The organism is Streptosporangium sp. NPDC050855, from assembly GCF_044456585.1.
Classification (GTDB): Bacteria; Actinomycetota; Actinomycetes; order Streptosporangiales; family Streptosporangiaceae; genus Streptosporangium; species Streptosporangium longisporum.
The window spans coordinates 1-24,042 of the sequence record NZ_JBITFY010000017.1 but is presented as its reverse complement, the minus strand read 5'-3'; the positions used below and the strand labels follow the sequence as shown (position 1 = coordinate 24,042).

Annotated in this window: 21 protein-coding genes; 12 read left to right on the top strand and 9 right to left on the bottom strand. The window is 72.9% G+C overall.

Translation table 11 applies throughout. From position 1 onward, the window contains the following. Positions 1–88 precede the first annotated feature (88 nt). A complete protein-coding gene (locus ACIBCT_RS29590) occupies positions 89–1,318 on the top strand; it encodes a cytochrome P450 (protein WP_399194080.1) in 1,230 nt (409 codons plus the stop codon). Positions 1,319–1,453: 135 nt separating this feature from the next. Here ACIBCT_RS29590 and ACIBCT_RS29585 read toward each other — a convergent pair whose 3' ends face one another. Then, entirely contained in the window at positions 1,454–2,881 is a 1,428-nt protein-coding gene (locus ACIBCT_RS29585) for an MFS transporter (RefSeq protein WP_399194078.1), read from the bottom strand. 113 nt (positions 2,882–2,994) lie between these two features. On the opposite strand from ACIBCT_RS29585, the gene ACIBCT_RS29580 reads away from it, so the two are divergent. The 5 genes from ACIBCT_RS29580 to ACIBCT_RS29560 all read left to right on the top strand — a co-directional run bounded on the left by ACIBCT_RS29580 (position 2,995) and on the right by ACIBCT_RS29560 (position 8,411). Next, positions 2,995–3,951, top strand: a complete 957-nt coding sequence (locus ACIBCT_RS29580; protein WP_399194076.1) for an STM4015 family protein — start codon at positions 2,995–2,997, stop codon at positions 3,949–3,951. Then, on the top strand, positions 3,948–5,222 hold the full coding sequence (locus tag ACIBCT_RS29575) for an STM4014 family protein (RefSeq protein ID WP_399194074.1): 1,275 nt from the start codon (positions 3,948–3,950) through the stop codon (positions 5,220–5,222). Before ACIBCT_RS29580 ends, ACIBCT_RS29575 begins: the two co-directional genes overlap by 4 nt. Further along, complete coding sequence (locus tag ACIBCT_RS29570; protein ID WP_399194072.1) at positions 5,219–6,025, top strand: STM4013/SEN3800 family hydrolase; 807 nt, start codon at positions 5,219–5,221, stop codon at positions 6,023–6,025. Before ACIBCT_RS29575 ends, ACIBCT_RS29570 begins: the two co-directional genes overlap by 4 nt. Continuing rightward, on the top strand, positions 6,016–7,368 hold the full coding sequence (locus tag ACIBCT_RS29565) for an STM4012 family radical SAM protein (protein ID WP_399194070.1): 1,353 nt from the start codon (positions 6,016–6,018) through the stop codon (positions 7,366–7,368). Before ACIBCT_RS29570 ends, ACIBCT_RS29565 begins: the two co-directional genes overlap by 10 nt. Positions 7,369–7,520: 152 nt before the next feature. After that, positions 7,521–8,411 carry an STM4011 family radical SAM protein gene (locus ACIBCT_RS29560; RefSeq protein WP_399194333.1) on the top strand — a complete coding sequence of 297 codons (891 nt, stop codon included), beginning with the start codon at positions 7,521–7,523 and terminating at the stop codon, positions 8,409–8,411. Between the two features lie 258 nt (positions 8,412–8,669). Here ACIBCT_RS29560 and ACIBCT_RS29555 read toward each other — a convergent pair whose 3' ends face one another. From ACIBCT_RS29555 to ACIBCT_RS29540, 4 genes are all read right to left on the bottom strand, one after another. Continuing rightward, positions 8,670–9,743: a DUF6745 domain-containing protein gene (locus ACIBCT_RS29555; RefSeq protein ID WP_399194068.1), complete on the bottom strand. Its 1,074-nt coding sequence runs from the start codon at positions 9,741–9,743 to the stop codon at positions 8,670–8,672. A 109-nt stretch (positions 9,744–9,852) separates the two neighbouring features. Continuing rightward, positions 9,853–10,179: a hypothetical protein gene (locus tag ACIBCT_RS29550; protein WP_399194066.1), complete on the bottom strand. Its 327-nt coding sequence runs from the start codon at positions 10,177–10,179 to the stop codon at positions 9,853–9,855. Between the two features lie 186 nt (positions 10,180–10,365). Continuing rightward, positions 10,366–10,977, bottom strand: a complete 612-nt coding sequence (locus ACIBCT_RS29545; protein WP_399194064.1) for a TetR/AcrR family transcriptional regulator — start codon at positions 10,975–10,977, stop codon at positions 10,366–10,368. A 45-nt stretch (positions 10,978–11,022) separates the two neighbouring features. After that, entirely contained in the window at positions 11,023–11,676 is a 654-nt protein-coding gene (locus ACIBCT_RS29540) for a heme oxygenase (biliverdin-producing) (RefSeq protein WP_399194062.1), read from the bottom strand. Positions 11,677–11,832: 156 nt separating this feature from the next. Between ACIBCT_RS29540 and ACIBCT_RS29535 the strand changes: the two genes are divergently transcribed. After that, on the top strand, positions 11,833–12,261 hold the full coding sequence (locus ACIBCT_RS29535) for a hypothetical protein (RefSeq protein ID WP_399194061.1): 429 nt from the start codon (positions 11,833–11,835) through the stop codon (positions 12,259–12,261). A gap of 19 nt (positions 12,262–12,280) precedes the next feature. On the opposite strand, the gene ACIBCT_RS29530 is transcribed toward ACIBCT_RS29535, so the two are convergent. The 4 genes from ACIBCT_RS29530 to ACIBCT_RS29515 all read right to left on the bottom strand — a co-directional run bounded on the left by ACIBCT_RS29530 (position 12,281) and on the right by ACIBCT_RS29515 (position 16,500). Continuing rightward, positions 12,281–13,633 carry an acyltransferase family protein gene (locus tag ACIBCT_RS29530; RefSeq protein ID WP_399194059.1) on the bottom strand — a complete coding sequence of 451 codons (1,353 nt, stop codon included), beginning with the start codon at positions 13,631–13,633 and terminating at the stop codon, positions 12,281–12,283. After that, a complete protein-coding gene (locus ACIBCT_RS29525; protein ID WP_399194057.1) occupies positions 13,626–14,366 on the bottom strand; it encodes an alpha/beta hydrolase in 741 nt (246 codons plus the stop codon). The genes ACIBCT_RS29530 and ACIBCT_RS29525 overlap by 8 nt, the downstream gene beginning before the upstream one ends. Before the next feature lie 182 nt (positions 14,367–14,548). Further along, positions 14,549–15,205: a response regulator gene (locus ACIBCT_RS29520; protein WP_399194055.1), complete on the bottom strand. Its 657-nt coding sequence runs from the start codon at positions 15,203–15,205 to the stop codon at positions 14,549–14,551. Further along, on the bottom strand, positions 15,202–16,500 hold the full coding sequence (locus ACIBCT_RS29515; protein WP_399194053.1) for a sensor histidine kinase: 1,299 nt from the start codon (positions 16,498–16,500) through the stop codon (positions 15,202–15,204). The genes ACIBCT_RS29520 and ACIBCT_RS29515 overlap by 4 nt, the downstream gene beginning before the upstream one ends. 262 nt (positions 16,501–16,762) lie before the next feature. Between ACIBCT_RS29515 and lon the strand changes: the two genes are divergently transcribed. From lon to ACIBCT_RS29490, 5 genes are all read left to right on the top strand, one after another. Further along, positions 16,763–19,150 carry an endopeptidase La gene (lon, locus tag ACIBCT_RS29510; RefSeq protein ID WP_399194051.1) on the top strand — a complete coding sequence of 796 codons (2,388 nt, stop codon included), beginning with the start codon at positions 16,763–16,765 and terminating at the stop codon, positions 19,148–19,150. A gap of 258 nt (positions 19,151–19,408) precedes the next feature. Further along, on the top strand, positions 19,409–20,005 hold the full coding sequence (locus ACIBCT_RS29505) for a hypothetical protein (protein ID WP_399194049.1): 597 nt from the start codon (positions 19,409–19,411) through the stop codon (positions 20,003–20,005). Between the two features lie 144 nt (positions 20,006–20,149). Further along, complete coding sequence (locus tag ACIBCT_RS29500; RefSeq protein WP_399194047.1) at positions 20,150–21,703, top strand: acyl-CoA synthetase; 1,554 nt, start codon at positions 20,150–20,152, stop codon at positions 21,701–21,703. 260 nt (positions 21,704–21,963) lie between these two features. Further along, positions 21,964–22,086 (top strand): hypothetical protein, encoded by a 123-nt coding sequence (locus tag ACIBCT_RS29495; protein WP_399194045.1) that lies wholly within the window; start codon positions 21,964–21,966, stop codon positions 22,084–22,086. Positions 22,087–22,526: 440 nt separating this feature from the next. Beyond that, positions 22,527–23,924 (top strand): S1C family serine protease, encoded by a 1,398-nt coding sequence (locus tag ACIBCT_RS29490; RefSeq protein ID WP_399194043.1) that lies wholly within the window; start codon positions 22,527–22,529, stop codon positions 23,922–23,924. Positions 23,925–24,042: the final 118 nt, after the last annotated feature.

Below are 24,042 nucleotides of genomic sequence, written 5' to 3'. Positions count from 1 at the left end.
GATGGTTCCTGGTGATTCGGTCCCCCGGCCCACCGGGACGTGACGTTCACATGGCCGGTACGCGTAGAGAACATGCCAGGATTGGCGCATGGAAATCGACCTGGCCGACCTGGGGTTCTGGCGGCGGCCGCTCAAGGAGCGGCACGAGGCGTTCGCGCGGCTCCGGCAGCTGGACCGGCCGGTGTTCTTCGAGGAGAAGCGGGTCCCGCTGCTCCGTTCGGGCAAGGGGTTCTACGCGCTGGTCCGGCACGCCGACGTGGTCGAGGCCAGCCGCAACGCCAAGGTGTTCTCCAGCGAGCCGGGCGTGACCAGTCCCGAGCCGCCCGGCTGGGTCAAGCACGTGTTCGGCGAGTCCATGGTCAACATGGACGACCCCCGGCACGCCCGGCTCCGGCGCATCGTCTCGCGCGCGTTCAGCCCGAAGATGCTGGCCGGCCTGCAGGACGACATCGACGCCGCGTGCGCGCGGATCGTCGACGACGTCACGGCCTCCGGGCCCGGTGACTTCGTCGGCCAGGTGGCCGCGAAACTCCCCATCCACGTCATCTGCGACATGATGGGCGTCCCCGACGACGTGCGGGCCAGGGTCCACAGGCACGTCGACATCTCCACCGCCTACTCCGGCGTGCGGCCCAGCCTGGCGCAGACCGTCAGGATGGCCGCGCAGAACACGCTCGCGCTGCTCGCCCTGCAGCGCCTGGTGATCGACCTGGGCAGGGAACGCGCCGGGCAGCCGCGCGGCGACCTGGTGTCGGCGCTGGTCACCGCGAACGTCGACGGCGAGCGGCTGACCGACCGCGAGCTCGGGTCGTTCTTCACACTGCTGCTGGTGGCGGGGAACGAGACGGCCCGCAACACCATGGCGCACGGCATCAAGCTGCTGACCGACAACCCCGAGCAGCGGCGGCTGCTGACCGAGGACTTCGACGCGCGCATCGGCGGCGCCATCGAGGAGATGGTCCGCTACATCTCCCCGATCATGCAGTTCCGCCGCACCGTCACCGAGGACCACGACCTGCGGGGCCTGCACCTCAAGGCGGGGGACAAGGTCGTGCTCTTCTACGGCTCGGCCAACCGCGACGAGAGCGTCTTCCCCGACCCCGACCGGTTCGACATCACCCGCGACACCAAACCCCACGTGGGCTTCGGCGGTCCCGGCCCGCACTTCTGCCTGGGCGCCAACCTCGCCCGGCAGGAGATCCGGACCATGTTCCGCGAGCTGTTCACCAGGCTGCCGGAGATCCGGTCGGTCGGCGAGCCCGAGCTGCTGGTGTCCAACTTCGACAACAGCGTCCGCAGCCAGGCGTTCACCTTCTGAGGACGCCCTTCCGGGAGGGCCCCGCCGCCTTCCGGAGCCCCTCGTCCCGTCCGCTCCCGGCACCTCCTCGGGCCCGTGCCCGCCTCGGCCCGTGCCCGTCCCGGCGCGGGCCCGCGGCCGCCCGTCCCGGGCGGCTCACCTGCCCGGATCGGGAGCCGTCACCGGGCAGTTCATCCTGTGCTCCGGCCGGACCAGCACGTTCTCCCGGATGGTGAGGAGGGTGATCAGCGCGGACAGGCCCAGCATGGCCGCGCTGACCAGCATCGTCGTGCGGAACCCGGCGGTGAAGATCTCCGGGGAGGTGAAGGCGGTGCCGGTCAGCCCGACCAGCGGCGGGATCGCGGCCACCGCGAGCAGCCCGCCGGTCCTGGCGACGGCGTTGTTGACGCCGCTGGCCACCCCGGCGTGCCGCTCGGCGGCGGTGGCCAGCACGGTCGCGGTGAGCGGCGCCACCGCCGCGGAGAGCCCCAGGCCGAACAGCGCCGCAGGGAGCAGCACGTCCACCACGTACGACGAGCCGGGGCCGATCCGCGACATCAGCAGCAGGGCCCCCGCGCAGATCACCAGGCCGGCCGTCATCGGCAGCCGCGGCCCGACCCTCCTGGCCAGCTCGCCCGCCCGCGACGACAGCAGCAGCATCAGGATCGTCACCGGGATCATCGAGGACCCGGCGGCCAGCGGCGAGAAGCCCGACGACACCTGCAACTGGACGACCAGCAGGAAGAAGACCACGCCCATGGCGGCGTACATGACGAACGTGACGACGTTGACCGCGGTGAACACCCGGGAGGCGAAGACGTCGACCGGCACCAGCGCCCGGGGCGAGCGCCTGATCTCCACCCAGACGAAGGCCGCCCCCAGCAGCACGCCCACCACGATCGGGACGACCTCCAGGTCGATCAGGCCGTAGGTGATCCCGGCCAGCGCCAGCGCCGCCAGCGCCGCGCCCAGCACGTCGAACCGGCCCTCCGCGCCGGGGTTCCTGCTCTCGGGCACGTGCCGCAGCGCGACCACCACCACGAGCGCGGCCAGCGGCAGGTTGATCAGGAACACCCAGCGCCAGCCGGCCGTCTCCACCAGCCACCCGCCGAGCAGCGGGCCGACGGCCGCGGCCACCCCGCCCAGGCCCGACCACGCCCCGATCGCCCTGGGCCGGTCCTCGGGCGCGAAGGACGCCTGGATGATCGCCAGGGAGCCGGGGGTGAGCAGTGCCCCGCCGACGCCCTGGAGCGCGCGGGCCCCGATCAGCGTCTCCACGTTCGGCGCCAGGCCGCACAGGGCCGACGCCACGGCGAACCAGGCCACCCCGATCAGGAAGATCCGGCGCCTGCCGTAGCGGTCGCCGAGCGAGCCGCCGAGCAGGATCAGGCCCGCCAGGGTGAGGGTGTAGGCGTTGACCGTCCACTGCAGACCGGCCATGTCGGCGTCGAGGTCGGCACCGAGGGCGGGCAGGGCCACGTTGACGACCGTGCCGTCCAGCAGGGCGATGCCCGAGCCGAGCACGGTGGTGAGCAGGACCCAGCGTCCCGCCGTGGAGCCGAACCGCAGATGACCGTTGTCCATACCGCTCATCATCGCGGACGCCCGTGAGCACTCCGCCGGCGCACGCGATTCCTGAAGTGTCGTGCATCTCTGGTAGGACGGGTCCTGTCACTTACGCCCGAGGGGAGCCTGCCATGGACCACAGCGAGTTCGACGACAAGGTCGACGGTCTCTACAAGGGGCGGTACGCCGGCCTGCCCATCGAGGGCCTGCGCCCGCCGGGCGCCCCCATGCCCGTGGCGGGCGAGACCGCCTGGCGTCTGTCGGCCGACGTCTACGACTCCGAGGAGAGCCTCCCCGACCAGGTCGCGCGGTTCTTCGAGACCGTCGAGACCACCGAGGTCAAGGCGATCATCATCGGCGGGTGGGGCGAGGCCTACGAGGAGAGCTCCGCGGAGATCGTCGGGCTGCTGACCGGGAACGCGTCGCGCCTGCCCGCGCTGCGCTCGCTCTTCCTGGGCGCGATGCCGTCGGAGGAGTGCGAGATCTCCTGGATCCAGCAGAGCGACGTCACGCCGCTGCTGGAGGCGTTCCCGCTGCTGGAGCGGCTGGAGATCCGCGGCGGCACCGAGCTGGTGTTCCGGCCGGTCCGGCACGAGCACCTGAAAGTGCTGCGCTTCGAGGCGGGCGGGCTGCCCGCCGCCGTGGTCAGGGCGGTCGGCCAGAGCGACCTCCCCGCCCTGGAGTACCTGGAGCTCTGGCTCGGCACCAGCGAGTACGGTGGCGACTCCACCGTGGCGGACCTGGAGGCGATCCTGTCCGGCGAGCGGCTGCCCGCGCTCAGGCACCTGGGGCTGCAGAACAGCGAGATCCAGGACGAGGTCGCCGCCGCGGTCGCCTCGGCCCCCGTGGTGGCGCGGCTGGAGTCGCTGGCCCAGTCGATGGGCGTGCTCACCGACGAGGGCGCCGAGGCGCTGCTCTCCGGCCAGCCGCTCACCCACCTGCGGCGCCTGGACCTGCACCACCACTTCATGACCACCGCCATGGTCGAGCGCCTGACCGCGACGTTCTCCGGCTCCGGCGTCGAGCTCGACGTGTCCGAGCAGGAGGAGCCCGACGGCGAGTGGCGCTACATCGCGGTCGCCGAGTGACCGCGCTCGCCGTCGTCGGCACCCCCGGGGAGCGGCGGGTCACCCTGTTCGCCGAGGCCTGCGCCCGGCACGGCCTGGCCGAGCCCGCGTCGCTGCCGTGGACGTCCGTGCTGCGCGGCGAGGAGATCCGGCTCGCGCCGGGCACGCTCGTGCGGATCGACTCGCCGGGCGAGGACGCCGAGGCGGACGAGCTGCTGCGCGGCCCGGGTGCTCCGTCCCGGGTCGGCGGCGGGGCCCGCTGGTACGCCGCCTTCACCGCGGGAACGGCACGGATCCGCCAGGCCGTCGCCCGGACGCCCGGCGCCGTGCTGCTCGCCGACACCGGCGAGATCGCGGTGATGTTCGACAAGCGGCTCTGCCACGCCAGGCTGTCGGCCGCCGGTGTCCCCGTGCCCCCGGCCCTTCCCGGCCCGATCGAGGGGTACGGGGAGCTGCGCCGGCGGATGGGCGAGGCCGGATGGGGCCGGGTGTTCGTCAAACCGGCCCACGGCTCGTCGGCGTCCGGGATCATCGCCCTGCAGGCCCGGGGCGCGAAGGTCAAGGCGGTGACCTCGGCGGCCCTGGAGGCCGGTGAGCTGCACAACTCGCTGCGCCTGCGCTCCTACGAGCACGAGGGCGACCTGGCGCTGATCGTCGGCCTGCTGTCCGCGGACGGGCTGCACGTCGAGCGCTGGTTCCCCAAGGCGAGCCTGGCCGGGCGCGCGATCGACCTGCGGGTGGTGGTCGTGGCCGGCGTGCCCACCCACGCGGTGGTCCGGGCCGGGCGCGGCCCCATGACCAACCTGCACCTCGGGGGCTCGCGGGGCGACCTCGGCGAGGTCCGGGCCCGGCTCGGTCCCGAGGGCTGGGCGCGGGCGCTGGACGTCTGCGCGCGGGCCGCGGCCTGTTTCCCGGGAAGCCTGGCCGTGGGGGTCGACCTGATGATCGGCGTGGACTGGCGGACCTTGGCGGTGGCCGAGGTCAACGCGTTCGGCGACCTGCTTCCCCGGCTTCAGGGGCTGCCCGGCGGCGCCGCCGAGGGCCTGGACACCTACGACGCCCAGGTCCGGGCGATCCTGGCCCGGTCCGGGACGGCCGGACAGGAGACGTCCGAGCGGGAGACATCAGTGTCTGGGAGGGACGGGTCCGGGACGGCCGGGTCTGGGACGGCCGGGTCTGGGACGGCCGGACCGGAAAGGGCCGGGCAGGAGACGTGCGGGCGCGAGGCGCCCCGACCGGGGTGGGCCCGCGCGGTCCCCGCCCGCAGGGAGGCCACCCCGTGCGGGACATGAACGAGATCGTGGGCAGCCACGACCTGCTGCTGGTCACGCTCGACACGCTCCGCTACGACGTGGCCGAGGAACTGCTCGCGGCCGGACGGCTGCCCACCCTGGCCCGGGCGCTGCCGGGCGGGCGCTGGGAGCGCCGGCACAGCCCGGGCAGCTTCACCTACGCCGCGCACGCGGCGATCCTCGCCGGGTTCCTGCCCACCCCGGCCGCGCCGGGGCCGCATCCGCGGCCGTTCGCCGCGGCGTTCCCCGGCAGCGAGACCACGGCCCCGGGCACCTGGGTCTTCGACGCACCGGACCTGCCCGGCGGGCTGGCCGCGGCCGGCTACCGCACGATCTGCGTCGGCGGGGTCGGGTTCTTCAACAAGCTCACCCCGCTCGGGTCCGCGCTCCCGGCGCTGTTCGCCGAGAGCCACTGGGAACCGGGGTTCGGGGTCACCGCCCCCACCTCGTTCGAGGCGCAGATCGCCTGCGCCGAGCGGGCGGTGGCCGGGGCCGACGGGCCGGTCTTCCTGTTCGTCAACGTCTCGGCGCTGCACCAGCCCAACTGGTTCCACCTGCCGGGCGGCACCCCCGAGCAGGGCGACGGCCCACGCAGCCACGCCGCCGCGCTGGAGTACGTCGACCGGCACATCGGCAGGCTGTTCGCGCTGATGAGCGAGAGGCGGCCGGGGTACGCGATCGTCTGCTCCGACCACGGCACCGCCTACGGTGAGGATGGATATGTCGGGCACCGGATCGGCCACGAGGTCGTCTGGACGGTGCCCTACGGTGAGTTCACGATGGAGCGGGGGCGATGGCGGTGACGGTGACGTCGGATCCGGGCGCGAGCCCCTACCAGGGGTACGTCTACGCCTACCCCCACAAGACGGCCTACCGGCCGCTCGACCCGCGCCCCTCGCTGGAGCGGGTCTGGGCCGACGAGCCCCTGGGGCACCTCTTCCTCTACCTGCACATCCCGTTCTGCGAGATGCGCTGCGGGTTCTGCAACCTCTTCACCCGCACCGGTGCCCCCGAGGAGCTCGTCGACGCCTACCTCGACGCGCTGGAACGCCAGGCCCGTGCCGTACGGGACGCCCTGGCCGGGCCCCGGTTCGCGGCGGCGGCCATCGGCGGCGGCACGCCGACCTACCTGAGCGCCGCCGAGCTGACCCGGATGTTCGACCTCACCGAGAAGATCACCGGGGCCGACCTGCGGGCCGTCCCGCTGGCGGTGGAGACCTCCCCGGCGACCGCCACGGCCGACCGGCTGGCGGTCCTCGTCGAGCGGGGCACCACCCGGATCTCGATCGGCGTGCAGAGCTTCATCGACGCCGAGGCCCGCGCGGCGGTCAGGCCGCAGAAGCGGCAGGAGGTCGAGACGGCGCTCGGCCGGATCAGGGAGGCCGGGTTCGAGACGCTGAACCTCGACCTGATCTACGGCATCGACGGGCAGACCGAGACCTCCTGGCGGTACTCGCTGGACGCCGCGCTGGCCTGGAGGCCCGAGGAGATCTACCTCTACCCGCTGTACGTCCGCCCGCTGACCGGCCTCGGCCGCCGTGCCCGCGACTGGGACGACCAGCGGCTCGCCCTCTACCGGCAGGGCCGTGACCACCTGCTCGCCGCCGGGTACGAACAGGTCTCGATGCGGATGTTCCGGCTGCCGGGCCGCTCGTCCCCGGCCGAGTACACCTGCCAGAGCGACGGCATGGTCGGGCTCGGCTGCGGCGCCCGGTCCTACACCTCGGACCTGCACTACTCCTACGAGTACGCGGTCGGCGCCGGTGCGGTGCGCGGCATCATCGACGACTACGTGCGCCTGCCCGCGGAGGAGTTCGCGGTCGCCAACGTGGGCTTCACGCTCGACGAGGAGGACCGGCGCCGTCGCCACCTGATCCAGTCGCTGCTGCAGGCCGAGGGCCTGGAACGGGCGGCTTACCGCGACCGCTTCGGCGCGGAGGTGGAGACCCACTTCGGTGAGGAGCTGGAACGCCTGGCCGCCCGGGGCTGGCTGGAGCACCCGGCCGCGGACGGTCCGGCCGGGTCCGGTACGAGGTCCGGGCGGGTCCGTCTGACCGCCGAAGGGCTGGCTCACTCCGACGCGATCGGCCCGGCGCTGTTCTCCGACCGGGTCCGGACGCTGATGGCCGGCTACCGGGAGCGGTGACCACGATGCCCGATCCGGTGGACGCCCCGGCTCCCGAAGGGCCCGTGTCCGGGCCACCGTCCCCGAGGCCCGCGCTCCCGAGGGTGTCGTCCCCGCTGCTCGTGACGCCGTCCAGAAAACCCACGGTCCTCGCCCCGTCCACGACCCCGGCCGTGCCGTCCGTCGGCGGGCGGGACTCCGGGCACCTGACGATCCTGTACCGGGGCCCGCTGGCGAGTTGCGACTACGACTGCCCCTACTGCCCGTTCGCCAAACGGCGCGACGACCCCGGCCGTCTGAGGCTGGACCGGGCCGCGCTGGAACGCTTCACCGCCTGGGTGGCCGGTCGTGACCACCCGGTCTCGGTGCTCTTCACCCCGTGGGGGGAGGGGCTGGTCCGCTCCTGGTACCGCACGGCGATGGTCGGGCTGAGCCACCTCGCGCACGTACGCCGGGTCGCCATCCAGACCAACTTCAGCTGCCGGCCGGACTGGCTGGCCGAGGCCGACCTGGACACGCTCGCCCTGTGGGTGACCTACCACCCCGGCCAGGTCGGCTACGAGCGTTTCCTCGCCCGCTGCCGGGACCTGGTCGCCCGGGGAGTCCGCTTCAGCGTCGGTATCGTCGGGCTGCCCGAGCACCTCGATCATGCCCGTCGCCTGCGGGCGGACCTTCCCGACGAGGTCTATCTCTGGGTGAACGCCGCCGAGGGCGCCCTCTACACCGACGAGGAGGCGGACGCCTGGACGGTCGTCGACCCGCTGTTCCGCTACAGCCGGACGCCGCACCGCAGCGCCGGGCTGCCCTGCCGTACCGGGGAGAGCGTGATCTCCGTCGACGGTGACGGCACGGTGCGGCGCTGCCACTTCGTCCCGGACACGCTGGGCAACCTCTACGACGGCACGTTCCGGCCGAGCGCCAGGGCGTGCCCGGCGGCGTTGTGCGACTGCCACATCGGGTACGTGCACCTGGAACCGACCGGTCTCTACGACGTCTTCGCCGGTGGGATCCTGGAACGGATCCCGGCCCGTCTCGAGCGGACGGGCCGGTCGATGCCCGGCTGATCGACGCCCCGACGGTTCGACGCCTCGGCGGTCCGGGGTCTCGACGCCCCGACGCCCGGACGGTTCGACGCCTCGGCGGTCTGGGGTCTCGACGGCTCGATGACCGGACGGCTCGACGCACCGGTGAGTGGGTGGATGGCCCGGCTGACCGACGGAGCGGTGGACCCGCCTTGGCGGGAGGCCGATGGGCCACCCGGGCAGGAGACCTGGGCGATCGCGGAGCCGACCGGCCTTCTGGCCGGGGATCGGGCGGTCCTGTCAGGTCTCACGCTCGGGGTGGTAGTCGGACTCGGAGAGCTGGAAGGTCCATGCCACGCCCTCGCGGGCGGTGCGGGTGGCGGGCGGGACGCGCAGCCAGTAGCGGTTGAACGTGCCGTCGGGCTCGGCGGTGGAGTTGACCACCTCCACCATCACCACCGGCTCGTCCTCGCCCAGCTCGATGCGCCACAGGACGCCGGTCTCGTCGCGGTGCACGGGGGTGGCGCCGGACTCGGCGAGGTACCGGTCGTAGCCGAAGTGCTCCAGCATGACCCTGCGCAGCTCGGCGTTCTGCTCGGCCCGGATGCGCGCGGGGGTCAGGTTCGCGATGGAGGCGCCGAAATCTGCCGGGACCGGCATGCCGTGCCAGGCGTGCAGGGCGAAACCGTCCGGATAGACCAGGGCCGGGCCCTCGCCGCGGTGAAGCCTGTCGGAGTCGTCACGGTGCAGCTCCACCGGCCGCTCGCAGATCAGCGCGACACGCTCGAACGGCCACCACCAGCCCGCCGCCTCGGCCACCTGGACCAGGCCCGCCACCTCGGGACGGCCCAGCGCGTCGAACAGGGAGAGCCACGGCGCGTCGTGCTGGCCGAGCACGGCGTCGAGCGTCGAGGCGCGCAGCGCGGCCCCGGCGGCCTCCGACTCCTCCGACGCGGCCACGGCCCTGCGGATCTGGGTGACCAGCCGGTTCACCGGCCGCCAGAGACGGTCACCGGTCAGCGACCAGGCCAGCGGCCAGGCCGTGGTGCCGAGCGCGGAGTGCACCTCGGCCCTGGTCTGCTCCCAGGGCCTGGTCCGCACCGCGTCACGGACCGTCCTGCCGGCACCGAGCGTGACGATCGCCCTGGCGCCCGCCACGGGGGAGTCGACCCAGATGATCTTCTCGGGCTCGGGCAGCCCGCCGATCCGGTAGGCCAGCCGCACGCCCTCCTCGGCCGCGGGCCGTTCGGCCGGCCCTTGGCGGAAGGCCACCTCCTCCCAGCTGAGCGCGGAGGAGGTCAGCGACTCGGCGGTCTCGGCCGTGAGGAGCCCGGCCGGCCCGGCGGGGGCGGAGGTCTGGGTGATGGCGGTCAACGTGTGCTCCTGGGGTGGGCGGGGCGGTCGAGCGGGATCGGTCAGGATGGGACGGGCGGATCGGCCGGGCGGATCGACCGGACGAGCCGGACGGGCCGGTCGGGTGGGATCAGTCGGCGACGACGCGGAAGGCGCCCGGCACGTACTCGCGCTGGCGCTGCACGCGATACCACCCCTTGGGCAGCGGGATGGCGCCGTGCTCCTCGTGCACGACGCGCCCGCCCGAGGGGACGTGCAGGAAGTCGGGATCCATCGGACGCAGGCCGCGCACCAGGGTGCCGGGGCCGACCACCGCGTGCGCGTGACCGGTGGCCTCGCCCAGGGCCAGCACCAGACGCCCCCGGGCGTCACGCGGCACGGACGGCGAGGACAGCGCCGAGGCGGGCACCGCCTCCTCGGGAACGGGGATGATCAGGACGTCTCCCTGGCGATACATCTGGGACTCCTTGCGTCGGGGTTGAGGAGAAACTAGCCGCCCCCACCGACATTTCCCGCCGGCATCGATTCCTCATCGGTGCTCTCCCCGCGCCGCTTCCCCAGCGTCGATCGCCCGGCGTCGACGGAGACCTCGAACGTCACCGCTCCGGAACGCGTCCGGTCCACCCGGCCCCGGCGCGGGGCGTCAGGCGGGTTCCGGAGCGTGGCGGCTCAGGCCGCGCAGGACGAAACCCGAGACGATCTCCTCGGCCTCCCGCGGTGTCACCGCGCCGCTGAGCAGCGGCACCCGTTCGGCGCCGATGACGGCGAGGATCATCCGGGCGGTGGCGGTCACGTCGGGGGCGTGGAAGTCACCGGAGGCCACGCCGCTGTCGATGATGCCGGTCAGGATGCGCTGCATGGGCGCGACGTGGTCGGCCAGGCGCTGGTAGGCGTCCGGGCCCAGCGCGGCGGACAGGTCGGCGGGACCGGGGTGGGGGTGGGCGAGCAGCCCGTCGAGCTGGAGCCTGACGAACACCCGCAGGCGTTCGGCGGGCGTGGCCCGCTCGGGCAGCTCCCGCTCGTAGGCCTCGATGAAGTAGTGCGTCACCCGCTCGGTGAAGGCGAGCAGCAGCGCCGCCTTGTCGGGGAAGTAGTTGTACAGCACGGTCCGGGTGATCTGGGCCTCACCGGCCACCTCGGTCATGGAGATGGCGTCGATGCCCTGGTCGCGGGAGAGCCGCGAGACCGCCCGCAGGATGCGCTCCCGGGTCTGGGCGCGGTGCTCGCCGACGGTCGCGGCCGAAATCCGGGGCATGGCCCCATGGTCGCACAGCACCGGCTCCGTGGTCAGGCGCCGTGGTCAGGCCGCGTACTCCGGCCGGGTCACCCGGGCGAGCTCGCCCAGGACCTCGGTGTTCAGCAGGTAGGCCAGCCTGGTCTCACGGATCAGGCGCCGCTTCTCGGCCTCGTCCAGCGGCAGCGCGTCCAGCCTGGCGCGGTAGTCGTTCTTGAAGCGGGGCAGGCTGCCGATCCCGTCGAAGCGGTAGAAGTCGACGCCGCCGCCCGGCCGGTATCCGTAGATCTTCTCCAGCTCGATCCGGATGAACTGCCCGCCCGACAGGTCGCCCATGTAGCGGGTGTAGTGGTGGGCGATGTAGCCGCCCGGCCAGGTGGCGACCTGGTTGATGCGGGCCACCAGGGTCAGGGTGGGCTTGGAGGGCTCGATCCTCGACCGCCAGCCCGATCCGTAGATCGTCTCCAGGTCGCGGACCAGCGCCTCCTCCCGGTACAGCTCGGGGACGACGAACGGTGCCGCGACGGGGTCGCCGGCCAGCGAGCGCGAGGCGCTCTCCAGGGCCACGTACGCGAAGTAGTGCTGGGCGACCATCTCGCCGTAGGCCTCGGGGCTGAGGCTGCCGGCCATCAGCGCCTTGAGGTAGCTCTCGTCCTCGGCGGACTCGTGATCACCCCAGGTGGCGTTCCTGAGCACATCGGAGAACGGCGGCTCGCTCATGATCACTCCGCGACGAGGGAAATTTATGACACAGTGTCACAAAAAGCCCGTCTCCACGTCAAGCCGACCACGACGACCCCGTAGCGGCCGGTCTATCCTTCGACGCGGTGACCCGGTGCGGGCGGGCCGGGAACGGCCCCGCGAGGAGGCATGGACATGGGAATCTCGATCTACTACACCGCGCGCCGTGACCGCGAGCTCGACGGGCAGGAGCTGGACCGGGTCTCCGGGATCCTGCTCCAGGAGAACGCGGAACTGTTCGAGCGGCTGAACCGGAGTCTGCCGGGCTGGAAGGAGGAGGGGATCGTCCCCGAGTACGTCACGGACGCGGGGGAGATCTGCGAGGAGTTCGGCTTCTACGGCATGGACGGGTCCAGGGACCCCGGCGTGGTCCTGGAGGGGTCCACCAAGGTCTCCCACGGAGACTGCGGGATCGAGCCCATGCTCGCGCAGCTGGAGCACTACATGGGCTCCACGCTCGGACGGCTCAGATCCGCCCTGCCGGGCACCGAGTGGGACGTCCACGTCGACGACCAGACACTGATCTGGGACGAAGAGAGCGGCGAGTACGCCTTCACCTCCTGAGGCCCGTCCCCATGGCCGCTCACGGCCTGTCCGCGGCTCGCCCCGGCCCCGCCGACACCGGTCCGCGGGACCCGGCCCCCGGCCGTCCCGGCGACGGCCCTTCCAGAACCGGTCGTTCCTGCACCGGTCGTTCCGGCACCGGCCCTTCCGGCACCGGCCCTTCCGGCACCGGTCGTTTCGGCACCGGCCGTCCGAGTACCGGCCGTCGCGGTGCCGGACGTGGGAGCCAGGCGAGCGCGAGGACCGCCGCGAACACCGGAAGCCAGGCCAGCCGGTACGCGATCCAGGCCGGTTCGGCGGGAAGGCCCAGCAGGCCGGGGACGTCGCCGAAGCGCAGCGCCGCCACGGCGATCAGCGACGGTGCCGTCTGGTGCCACAGGAAGATCGTCATCGCCGAGAGGTTCACCAGCGCCACCGCGGCCCACACCCGGGGACGGCGCATCAGCCGGGTCAGCGGCTCGCGTACCAGCAGCGCCAGCCCCACCTGGGCCAGCCCGAAGCAGACCGCGGCGAGCGTGGGCGGGCCCAGGTTGGAGACGGCCGCCCCGGTCACCCCCACCATGCTCGCCGGGTAGCCGAAGCCCGCGACCAGCGTCACCGCCCCGGCCGCCCCACAGGCCAGCAGCCCCGCCGCCACCCGGCGCGAGGCGAGCATCCCGCCCGCCAGGGCGATCCCGAGCGCGTACGGCACCAGCCAGCCGGCCACCAGGTTCGCCCACCCCACCCAGGCCGGGCCGCCGAGCCCGAACCGGACCAGGTCCGTCCCGAGCACGACCGCGAACGCCACCACGGCCGTGACGCCCGGACGGACACGGAGCAGCAGCGGGGTGGCCGCGGTCAGCGCGGCGAAGACGGCCAGGAACCACAGCGGCCCGACCGCGGGCAGCGCCATGGACCGGATCGTCTCCACCGGTGTCCCGCGCAGCGCCATCCCGGCAGCCGTCCCCGCCCAGACCAGGACGAGCGGCACCGCTGGCCCCAGCAGCCTCCGCATCCTGGCACGGAGACGGCGGGACCCGTCTTCCCGGACGTGCCGGTCTTTCGGGCCCTCCCGGCCGTGCTGGCCCTCCCCGTCTTTCGGGTCCTGTCGGCCGTGCCGGTCGGCGGCCGGCCTCAGGCTCCGGGCCGCGGCGTACCCGCCCACGAAGAAGAAGACCGCCAGCGTCTGCAGCACCCACGAGGCCGGGGTGAGCGCGGGCAGGTGGGCGAGCGGGCTGGACAGGCGCACCCTCCCGCCGGGGCCGTGCACCCAGCTCGTGACCAGCCAGTGCCCGGCGACCACCCCGAGGATCGCCAGCGCGCGCAGCGCGTCCATGCCCCGGTCCCGGTCGGCCGGGGTGGCCGCCTCGATCCGGGAGACGAGGTCAGCCACGGGTCACCTCGCCCGTCCGGCCGAGGGCGATCAGCGTCAGGTTGCGCAGGGACACCCCGCCCGGTGCGAAGTAGTCGCTGTGCCCTGCGGCGCCCGCCGCGAACGTCCGGGCTCCGAAGGCCGGTCCCACCGGGTCGGGACCGAACCCGAGGGGCCCGATCCGCGTCTTGGGGACCTTCCGCATCCAGTCGCCGCCTCCGCTGCCGGCCCACAGCCGGGCGCCGCCCATCCCGGCGGCAGGGGAGACGCCCAGGCCGGGACTGCCGACGACGGCCACGTCCGCGACGCCCGACCCGGGCGCGGCCTTGGCGCACACGACCGAGCCGTAGCTGTGGCACAGCAGGCTGACCCGCTTGCCCCGGAGCGTCTCGGTGACGTACCGCCGCAGGTCGGAGGCTCCCCGCTCGGCCGCGCCTCCGGTCAGCACGGCCAGGCTCACGGTGGCCGGGCTGTCGTACCCGAGCCAGGCCACCACCGCCAGCCGGGCGCCGGGGGCCAGCGCCCGCGCCTCGGCCAGCACCGCCCGGGCACCGCCCCCGGGGGTGCTGTACGGCTTGGCCCGGCCGCCGTCGAAGGTGGCGGCCGTGGTGTCGGAGCCCGGGACGACGACCGCGACGTGCTCGGCGGTACGCAGGTCGCCGTAGACCTTGATGATCCGGTCACCCGGTGGGGCGGGGACGAGCACGTAGGTGAGGGTGGCGGCGGTGACCACGGCGAGCGCGCGGCTGGGCATCGGGAACTCCTGTCCGGTCGAGGAACCGGACAGAACGCTAGAAATCCAGGCGGGTCACTCACATCGCCCCGGGGGACGCACCCCGGGGGTCCCCCCGGAGGGGGAGACGGGCCGGGCGCGCGGCCGAGCGGGATGCAGCGCACGGAGGCACACGGGCCCGGGTGGTGGGCGGGCCGGAGCGGTCACCCCCCCGGGCGGACCAGCCCGGTCTCGTAGGCGTACACGATCGCCTGGGCGCGGTCGCGCAGGTTCAGCTTGGCCAGGATCCGGCCGACGTGGGTCTTGACGGTCTGCTCCGAGAGCACGAGCTCCTCGGCGATCTCCTGGTTGGACCTGCCCCGCGCGATGAGCGCGAGCACCTCGGTCTCGCGGCCGGTGATGTCGTCCAGCCGCCCGCGCGGCCGGTGCGGGCCGACGCGGGCGAACTCCGCGATCAGCCGCCGGGTCACCGAGGGCGCCAGCAGGGCCTCCCCGGAGGCCACCACCCGGACCGCCTCGGCGAGCTGCTGCGCCGAGGCGTCCTTGAGCAGGAACCCGCTCGCTCCGGCCCGCAGCGCCTCGTACACGTAGTCGTCGAGGTCGAACGTGGTCAGGATCAGGACCTTCGGCGCGGGGTCGGTGACCTCCATGATCCTCCGCGTCGCCTCGAGGCCGTCCATGACGGGCATCCGCACGTCCATCAGGACGACGTCGGGCCGCAGCTCGGCCGCCCGCGCCACGGCCTCGCGCCCGTCGGCGGCCTCTCCCACGACCTCGATGTCCGGCTGGGCGCTCAGGAAGACGGTGAAACCCGTCCGCACCATCCCCTGGTCGTCGGCGATGATCACCCGGATCGTCATGCTTTCTCCATGATCGGCAGTATGGCGGTGACCGCGAACCCGTTGCCGACCGGCCCGATCCACAGGCTCCCGCCGAGCATGGACACGCGTTCCCGCATTCCGATCAGGCCGTGTCCCGCCGGCCCCGGCCGGTCGGGGGAGCGGTGCCCGGCGGTGTTCGTCACCTGGACGCGCAGCTCGGCGCCGGAGCGGACGATCGTGATCGAGACGGTGGAGCCGGGCGCGTGCCGCATGGCGTTGCTGAGCGACTCCTGGGCGATCCGGTAGGCGGACAGGCTCACCGCCGTGGGCAGGCCGGTCAGGTCGCCGCCGAGGTGGAGCGTCACGGTCAGCCCGGCGGAGCGCGCGGTGCCGACGAGCTCCTCCAGGCGGCCGAGGCCCGGCTGCGGCGCGGTGTCGCCGTTCTCGTCGCCGTCCCTGAGCACGCCCAGCACGCGGCGCATCTCGTTCATGGCCGTGAGCGAGAGCGTGCGGATCTGCCCGAGCCCCTCCTCCAGGCGCGCCGCGTCCCCGGCCGCCTGCAGCGGGACGGCCTCCGCCTGGATGGCGATCACGGACATGTGGTGGGCGACGACGTCGTGCAGCTCCCTGGCGATCCTGGCCCGCTCCTCCAGTACGGCCTGCCCGTCCAGCGCCTGCCTGCTGCGCCGCTCCTCCTGGGCGAGCCTGCCGAGGGCCAGCCGCCGGGCGCGGACGTTGTGCCCGAACAGGACGGTCACGGTGAGGACGACGGTGACGACGGCCAGCGAGTCGGAGTGGATCGTCAAGGCGCCCAGGACCGAGATGCCCCACACGCCGAGGGTGATGCGCCGATCGCAGCGCACCGCGACCGAGTAGACCACCAGCGTGAACATGACCGCGGCGGCCGAGGTGTACGGAATGCCGAGGAACTGCCGGGAGATGTCCGTGCCCAACGGCATCAGCAGCGCCGCCGACCGCCAGGCGGCCAGGGGCCAGCGATGGCGCAGCGCGAGCGGCAGGGAGAAGGCCGCGGCCACGAACGCGAGCCCCTGCACGTCCATGGGAGAGTGCGTCTCGGCCGCGAGCTCCTTGAAGCGGATGAACCCCGTCTGGAACAGCAGGAAGGTCAGGGCCAGGTCGGCCAGCAGGACCAGGTCGACGGTCCGGAACGGCAGCACCCCCAGGAAGTGGGGCACCCGCGCGTTGAGCCGGCCGGTCCGGGGCCGGGCCGGATCGGGCACCCCGGTCACCGCCGCCTCGACGAGCGGGGTGATCAGCCCCAGGACGCCCTGGCGGGCCGCACGCGCACGCTGCCGGGGAGGACGGGAAGTCACCCGGTCAGCTTAGGCAGCCCGGCCGCGCCCCGCCTCACCCCGCAGGGTGACGCCGCAGGTCACCCCCTGGGGTGAGAGGGCCGGTCACCCCGGTGCCTCCCTGGGTGAGAGCGGTGGCTCACTCGTGGTTCCCGGGCCGGGGAGGCGGCTCCAAGGCTTGCGATTACATCATTACGATCGCTCACAGTGAACACGCTCATCCTCGGGAACATTCTGGGGCTCCCATTAATTGAGCCTGTATAACTCAACCCTTGGAGTTCACATGAGTGAGAGCTTGATCCTCCCGGTCCTGCCGCTCGACGACGAGGTCGTGCTGCCGGGCATGGTGGTCCCGCTTGACCTGTCCGAGCCCGAGGTCCGGGCCGCGATCGACGCGGCGCAGGCTCTCGCCGAGAACAAGCCCGAGGTCCTGCTCGTTCCCCGGATCGACGGCCGGTACGGTTCGGTGGGCGTGCGGGCGATCGTCGAGCAGGTGGGAAGGCTTCCCGGAGGGGAGCCCGCGGCCGTGGTGCGGGGTGCCGACCGGGTGCGGGTGGGCACCGGCACGACCGGCCCGGGTGCGGCCCTGTGGGTGGAGGCCACGGTCATTCCCGTGATCGCGGCCGGTGAGCGGGCCCACGAGCTCGCCAAGGAGTACAAGGCGCTGGCCACCACGATCCTGCAGAAGCGGGGCGCCTGGCAGGTCGTCGACGCGGTCAACCAGATGAGCGACCCCTCGGTGCTGGCCGACAACTCCGGCTACGCCCCCTGGCTGAGCACCCCGCGCAAGGCCGAGATCCTGCAGACCGCCGACCCGGCCGACCGCCTCGCGATGCTGGTCGAGTGGTCGCGCGAGCACCTGGCGGAGCTCGACGTGGCCGAGACGATCCGCAAGGACGTCCAGGAGGGCATGGAGAAGCAGCAGCGCGAGTTCCTGCTCCGCCAGCAGCTGGCCGCGGTCCGCAAGGAGCTCGCCGAGCTCAACGGCGACACCTCCGCCTCCGAGGAGGAGGACTACCGCGCCCGCGTCGAGGCCGCCGACCTGCCCGCCAAGGTGCGCGAGGCCGCGCTCAAGGAGGTCGACAAGCTGGAGCGGACCTCCGACCAGTCTCCCGAGACCGGCTGGATCCGCACCTGGCTCGACACCGTCCTGGACATCCCCTGGAACGAGCGGACCGAGGACTCCTATGACATCGCCGCGGCCCGCGCCGTCCTGGACGCCGACCACACCGGCCTCGACGACGTCAAGGACCGCATCATCGAGTACCTGGCCGTCCGCGGGCGCAGGGCCGAGAAGGGCCTGGGCGTGGTCGGCGGGCGCCGCAGCGGAGCCGTGCTCGCGCTGGCCGGTCCCCCCGGGGTCGGCAAGACCTCGCTCGGCGAGTCCGTGGCCCGCGCCATGGGCCGTACGTTCGTCCGCGTCGCCCTCGGCGGCGTCCGCGACGAGGCCGAGATCCGCGGCCACCGGCGCACCTACGTCGGCGCGCAGTCCGGCCGGATCGTCCGGGCCATCCGCGAGGCCGGCTCGATGAACCCGGTCGTGCTGCTCGACGAGATCGACAAGGTCGGCTCCGACTACCGGGGCGACCCGACGGCCGCGCTGCTGGAGGTGCTCGACCCGGCGCAGAACCACACCTTCCGCGACCACTACCTGGAGGTCGAGCTCGACCTGAGCGACGTGCTGTTCCTGGCGACCGCCAACGTGCTGGAGTCCGTGCCCGGCCCGCTGCTGGACCGCATGGAGATCGTCACGCTGGACGGCTACACCGAGGACGAGAAGGTCGCCATCGCACGCGACCACCTGCTCCCGCGCCAGCTCGACAAGGCCGGCCTCACCGCCGAGGACGTCGTCATCGGCGAGGACGCGCTGCGCTCGCTCGCCGGGGAGTACACCCGCGAGGCCGGGGTCCGGTCGCTGGAGCGCTCGATCGCCAGGATCCTGCGCAAGGTGACGGCCAACGTCGCCCTCGGCGAGGGCGAGCTGCCCGTGCAGGTGGGCGACCTCGTGCCCTACCTGGGACGCCCGCGTCACGTGCCGGAGTCCTCGCTTCCCGAGTCCAGCCAGCGTACGGCGGTGCCCGGCGTGGCCACCGGGCTGGCGGTCACCGGGGCGGGCGGCGACGTCCTCTACGTGGAGGCGTCCCTGGCCGACCCCGAGACCGGCGACACCGGCCTGACCCTGACCGGCCAGCTCGGCGACGTCATGAAGGAGTCGGCCAGGATCGCCCTGTCCTACCTGCGCTCGCGCGGCGCGGAGCTGGAGCTGCCGGTCGGGTCCCTCAAGGACCGCTCGGTGCACGTCCACTTCCCGGCCGGAGCCGTTCCCAAGGACGGCCCGTCCGCGGGCGTCACCCTGATCACGGCCCTGGCCTCGCTGCTGTCCGGGCGGCAGGTCCGCGCCGACGTGGCGATGACCGGCGAGGTCTCCCTCACCGGCCGGGTGCTGCCGATCGGCGGGGTCAAGCAGAAGCTGCTGGCCGCCCACCGGGCGGGCATCACCACCGTGCTGATCCCGGCGCGCAACGAGCCCGACCTGGACGACGTGCCGCAGGCCGTGCGCGACGAGCTCACCGTGCACACGGTGAGCGACGTGCGCGAGGTCCTGGCCATCGCGCTCACCCCGGCTCGGACGGCCGGGACGACCGGGACGAGCGAGCGCACCGCCGCCTGATCCCGTGGTCACCGTGACGGCCCGTCCCCCTGGGAGATCGCCCGGGGGACGGGCCGTCCGTCGTCCCGCAGGGGGAATCCCGCCGCTCCGGCCGACCGCGACCGGGCCGCCTTTTAGCGATATTCCGGGATTTGTCCAGCAAAAAGGAAAGTGATCAATGGAGTGACCTCGGGTTTCAAGCGAAGTGAAAGTAACGGGCAATCGGGACGTCGTACAACAGGGGAGACAAAATCCTCACACCCGAGAGGAACCCCTCACATGCGATTCGCCACCCGAATCATTCTGGGCGCCGGAGCGGCGGCCCTGCTCGCGACGGGCGCCCCGGCGATGGCCAACGCCGAGACCGCCGCCCCCGTCCAGAACGCCGCCGTGACGGCTCCCTACTTCTCCGACACCTGGGGGCCCTACACCTCCGGTGACGAGAGGGCGGAGGCCGAAGGCAAGGTCACCGTGGAGAAGAAGGCCGTCAAGCACTGGTACTGGAAGAAGTACTCCAAGCTCGTCAAGAAGTGCGGCTGGTACCACGGCAAGAAGAAGTGCGTCTGGGTGAAGAAGTGGTACAAGAAGCACCAGTGGAAGTGGGTGCACGAATACCACTACACCGTCGACAGCACGCTCACCAACCACAAGTGGTGGGGCAGGTCGAAGCACTCCTGCGCGTGGGAGACCTTCAAGGTCGTGAACTTCGACGGCTCGACCGACGTCACCCGCTTCAAGAACTGCTCGAAGAAGCCGGCCTCCTACTCCTTCGAGGGCAAGAACGCCGAGCACATCTACGTCAAGGTGAGCCGCGGGCACCACGGCCACCCCAACGGCTACCAGAGCGGCTGGAAGCCCGTCTACCACCACGCCTGATCCTCGGGCACGCGGAGCCCGGCCCCTGCGCGGGACCGGCCCGTGACGTGACGCCGCCGCACCGGTGACGAACGGAGCCCGGTCCCCTCGCGGGGGCCGGGCTCCGTGACGTGCGGGTCTTCTCAGTGCACCCCGAACCGAGTAATGTTCGGTTTCATGCACCCGGGAGCCATCGCAGCAGTATCGCCGGACAAACCCGCTGTGATCATGGCGGAGTCCGGGCGGGTCGTCACCTACCGCGAGCTGGACGAGCAGTCCAACCGCCTGGCCCACCTCTTCCGCTCCGCCGGGCTGCGGCCGGGCGACCACATCGCCTTCATGCTGGAGAACCACCCGCTGTTCCTGGCCGTCGCCTGGGCCGCGCACCGCTCCGGCCTCTACTACACCGCCATCAGCTCCCGGCTGAAGACCGAAGAGCTCGCCTACATCGTCGACAACTGCGAGGCCCAGGTCTTCATCTCCTCGGCCGCGCTCGCGGACGTGGCCGCCTCCGTCACCGACCTGACCCCCAGGGTCAAACTCAGGCTCATGCTGGACGGCACCGTCCCGGGCTTCGAGCCGTACGAGAAGGCGGTCGCCGCCCGTCCCGCCACGCCCGTCGAGGACGAGTGCCAGGGCGCGGACATGCTCTACTCCTCCGGGACCACCGGCCGTCCCAAGGGCGTCAAGCCCGCCCTGTCCGCGGCCCCGCTGGACACCCCGGGGCCGCTGCTGCAGCTCATCCAGTTCCTGTTCGCGCCCTCGGCCGACAGCGTCTACCTCTCCACGGCGCCGCTCTACCACGCGGCCCCGCTGCGCTACTCCATGAGCTTCCAGCGGCTGGGCGCCACGATCGTGGTGATGGAGAGGTTCGACCCCGAGCAGGCGCTCGCGCTCATCGAGCGCCACCGCGTCACCCACTCGCAGTGGGTGCCGACCATGTTCATCAAGATGCTCAAGCTGCCCGACGAGACCCGCGCCCGCTACGACCTGTCGTCGCTGGCCTGCGCGATCCACGCCGCCGCCCCCTGCCCGATCCCGGTCAAGGAGCGGATGATCGACTGGTGGGGGCCGATCGTCCACGAGTACTACGCCGGGACCGAGGGCAACGGCTTCCTGTACGTCGGCTCGAAGGACTGGCTGGAGCACAAGGGCACCGTCGGCCGCCCGCTGCTCGGCGTCGTCCACATCTGCGACGAGGAGGGCAACGAACTGCCCCCGCGCGAGCACGGCACGGTCTACTTCTCCGACGGCCCCCAGTTCGTCTACCACGGCGACGAGGCCAAGACGATGTCCTCCCGCGACCCGCTCGGCCGGGGCTGGACGACCCTGGGGGACATCGGCTACGTCGACGAGGAGGGCTTCCTCTACCTCACCGACCGCCGCTCGTACATGATCATCTGTGGCGGGGTCAACGTCTACCCGCAGGAGGCCGAGAACGTCCTGTCCGTCCACCCCAAGGTGGCGGACGTGGCCGTCTTCGGCGTACCCGACGAGGAGCTGGGCGAGCAGGTCAAGGCCGTCGTCCAGCCGGCCTCCATGGACATGGCCGGCCCCGGGCTGGAGGCCGAGCTGATCGAGTACTGCCAGGCCCACCTGGCGGTCTACAAGTGCCCCCGGTCGGTGGACTTCCGCGACGCGCTGCCCCGGCACCCGACGGGGAAGCTCTACAAGCGCCTGCTGCGCGACGAGTACTGGCCCGCCACGCCGTCGTCCTGACCGTGTTCCCGGTACGGGCGGGGACGGATCCCGGTGCTCCCCGCGGTTCTCACCGGCTCGCGCGTAGCCCGTACGGGAGAAAGCGTCCCCGAACATCCGGTTCCGGACCCGCCCGAAAGGGAAGATCCGTTCAACCGGGTCCGGCGGAAAGGCGTTCGGGAAGGCGTCGTACCGCCGTGGGCCGGTGCCGTCGGTCGTCTATCCCGGAGGGATCTCACATGACGCAACCCCAGCCACTCATGTGCAGGACGTGCGGAGCAATGGTGGAACACCCCGGACGTCATCGGGAATGGCACGAGGCCCTCGAACGCCTGGTGCCCGGCCTGGGCGCCGAACTGGAGAGAACGCAGGGGAACGGCACGGATCAGGGCTTCACCTTCTAGCGGGCACCGACCGGCTCTCCGGCGGGCACCCGGCCGTCACGTCGCGCCCCTGTCCGGCCTCCGGGCCTTCGGCCGTCGCGCCCCCGCCCGGCCCCGATCGTGACCGGGGCCGGGCCGGGCCGGACCGCGCCGGACGGGGGCGGAGGCGGGCGTCCGCGGACGGCGGGACGGAGGAACGAGGCGGGCCCGGGCGCGTCCCGTGCCCGCGCCGACGGGCCCGGTCACCGGCTCCGCGGCCGTCCCGGAGAATTTCCCGGGCCCGATCTCCGGCCTCGGACAGGGCTCCGAGCACGGCTGATAAAGCCGTTGTCAGGAGAAGGCGATCATCCCGATCACACGCTTAACCAGGTCTTACGCGTCGTCGGGCATGCTTTTCCTCAACCGGTGGACACCGGTTTCCACCCCGTCGAACCGGGGGGATGTGGGACGTGGGGGAAGACATGGACCCGACAAGGAACGAGCAGCAGGCCACACCGACCGAGGCGACCCCCCGGAACGACGGATGGACCCAGTTCGGCAAGGAACCGCCGCGGGCCGGGGCCTACCGCTCCCGTACCGACGACACCGCGCCGCAGCCGACGCTGATCCACCCGGTGCCCGAGCACCTCGGCGCCGACGCTCCCGGGCACACCGGCGGGCACGGCGGGTACGGGGGGCACGGGACGCCCGGGGCCTGGGGCGCCCACGGCGCGTCCGGTGGGGCGCCCGCGCCGCGGGGGCGGCTGAGCGCGGGACAGAAGGTGGGGGCCGGGCTCGCGCTGGCGGCCATGGCCCTCGGCGGCGGGGTTGCAGGGGCCTTCGCCGCGACGGCCCTGAACGAGCCCGTCGCGGCGGTCTCGTCGTCGGGCCCGGTCGTCAGCCGGGTGGGCAACGTGACGACGGTCGCCGACATCGCCGAGGCCGTCCAGCCGTCCGTGGTGTCCATCGAGGTCAGGACCGCCGCCGGTGGGGGTGAGGGCTCCGGGGTGGTGCTCTCCTCCGACGGCCTGATCCTGACCAACAACCACGTGGTCGCGGCCGGGGGACAGGGCGGCGAGGGGAACCGGGTGACCGTCAGGTTCAGCGACGGCAAGAGCGCCACCGCCGAGATCGTCGGCACCGACCCGGCCACCGACCTCGCGGTCATCAAGGCGCAGGGCGTCTCCGGCCTCACCAAGGCCTCGATCGGCGACAGCGACCGGCTCAAGGTGGGCGACCCCGTCCTGGCCATCGGCAGCCCGCTGGGCCTGTCCGGGTCGGTGACCGCGGGGATCGTCAGCGCGCTGAACCGCACGCTGACCGTCGGCGGGGGCCAGGGGCAGCAGCAGCTCCCGCCCGGCTGGGGCGGGCAGGAACAGCAGGGCGGCGCCGCCCCCACGACCATCGGCGGGGCCATCCAGACCGACGCAGCGATCAACCCGGGCAACTCGGGAGGCGCGCTGGTCAACGCCGCCGGGCAGGTGGTGGGCATCAACACGGCCATCGCCACCAACGGCGGCGAGGGCAGCATCGGCGTCGGCTTCGCCATCCCCATCACCACCGCCAACCAGGTCGCCCAGGAACTGATCAAGGACGGCTCGGTCTCGCACGCCTTCCTCGGCGTGAGCGTGACCGACGCCACCGGCGACGCGGGCGGTGCCCTGGTCGGCCAGGTCACCGAGGGCAGCCCCGCGGCCGAGGCGGGCATCAGGCAGGGCGACCTGATCACGAAGATCGACGACACGGTCGTGGACGAGGCCGCCACCGTGGTCGGCGCGGTCCGCGGCTTCAAGCCGGGCCAGCGGGTGACCCTGTCCTACGTCCGGGACGGGCAGCCCCAGACGGTCACGGTGACCCTCGCCGAGAAGACCGGCGAGTAGGGTCCGCACGGGTTTCACGCGGCGGGGGGGGGGGGGGGGGGGGGGGGGGGGGGCGGGGCCGCGCGCGCCCGCGCGGGGGGGGGGGCGGCGGGGGGCGGGGCGGGGGGCGCGCCGCCCG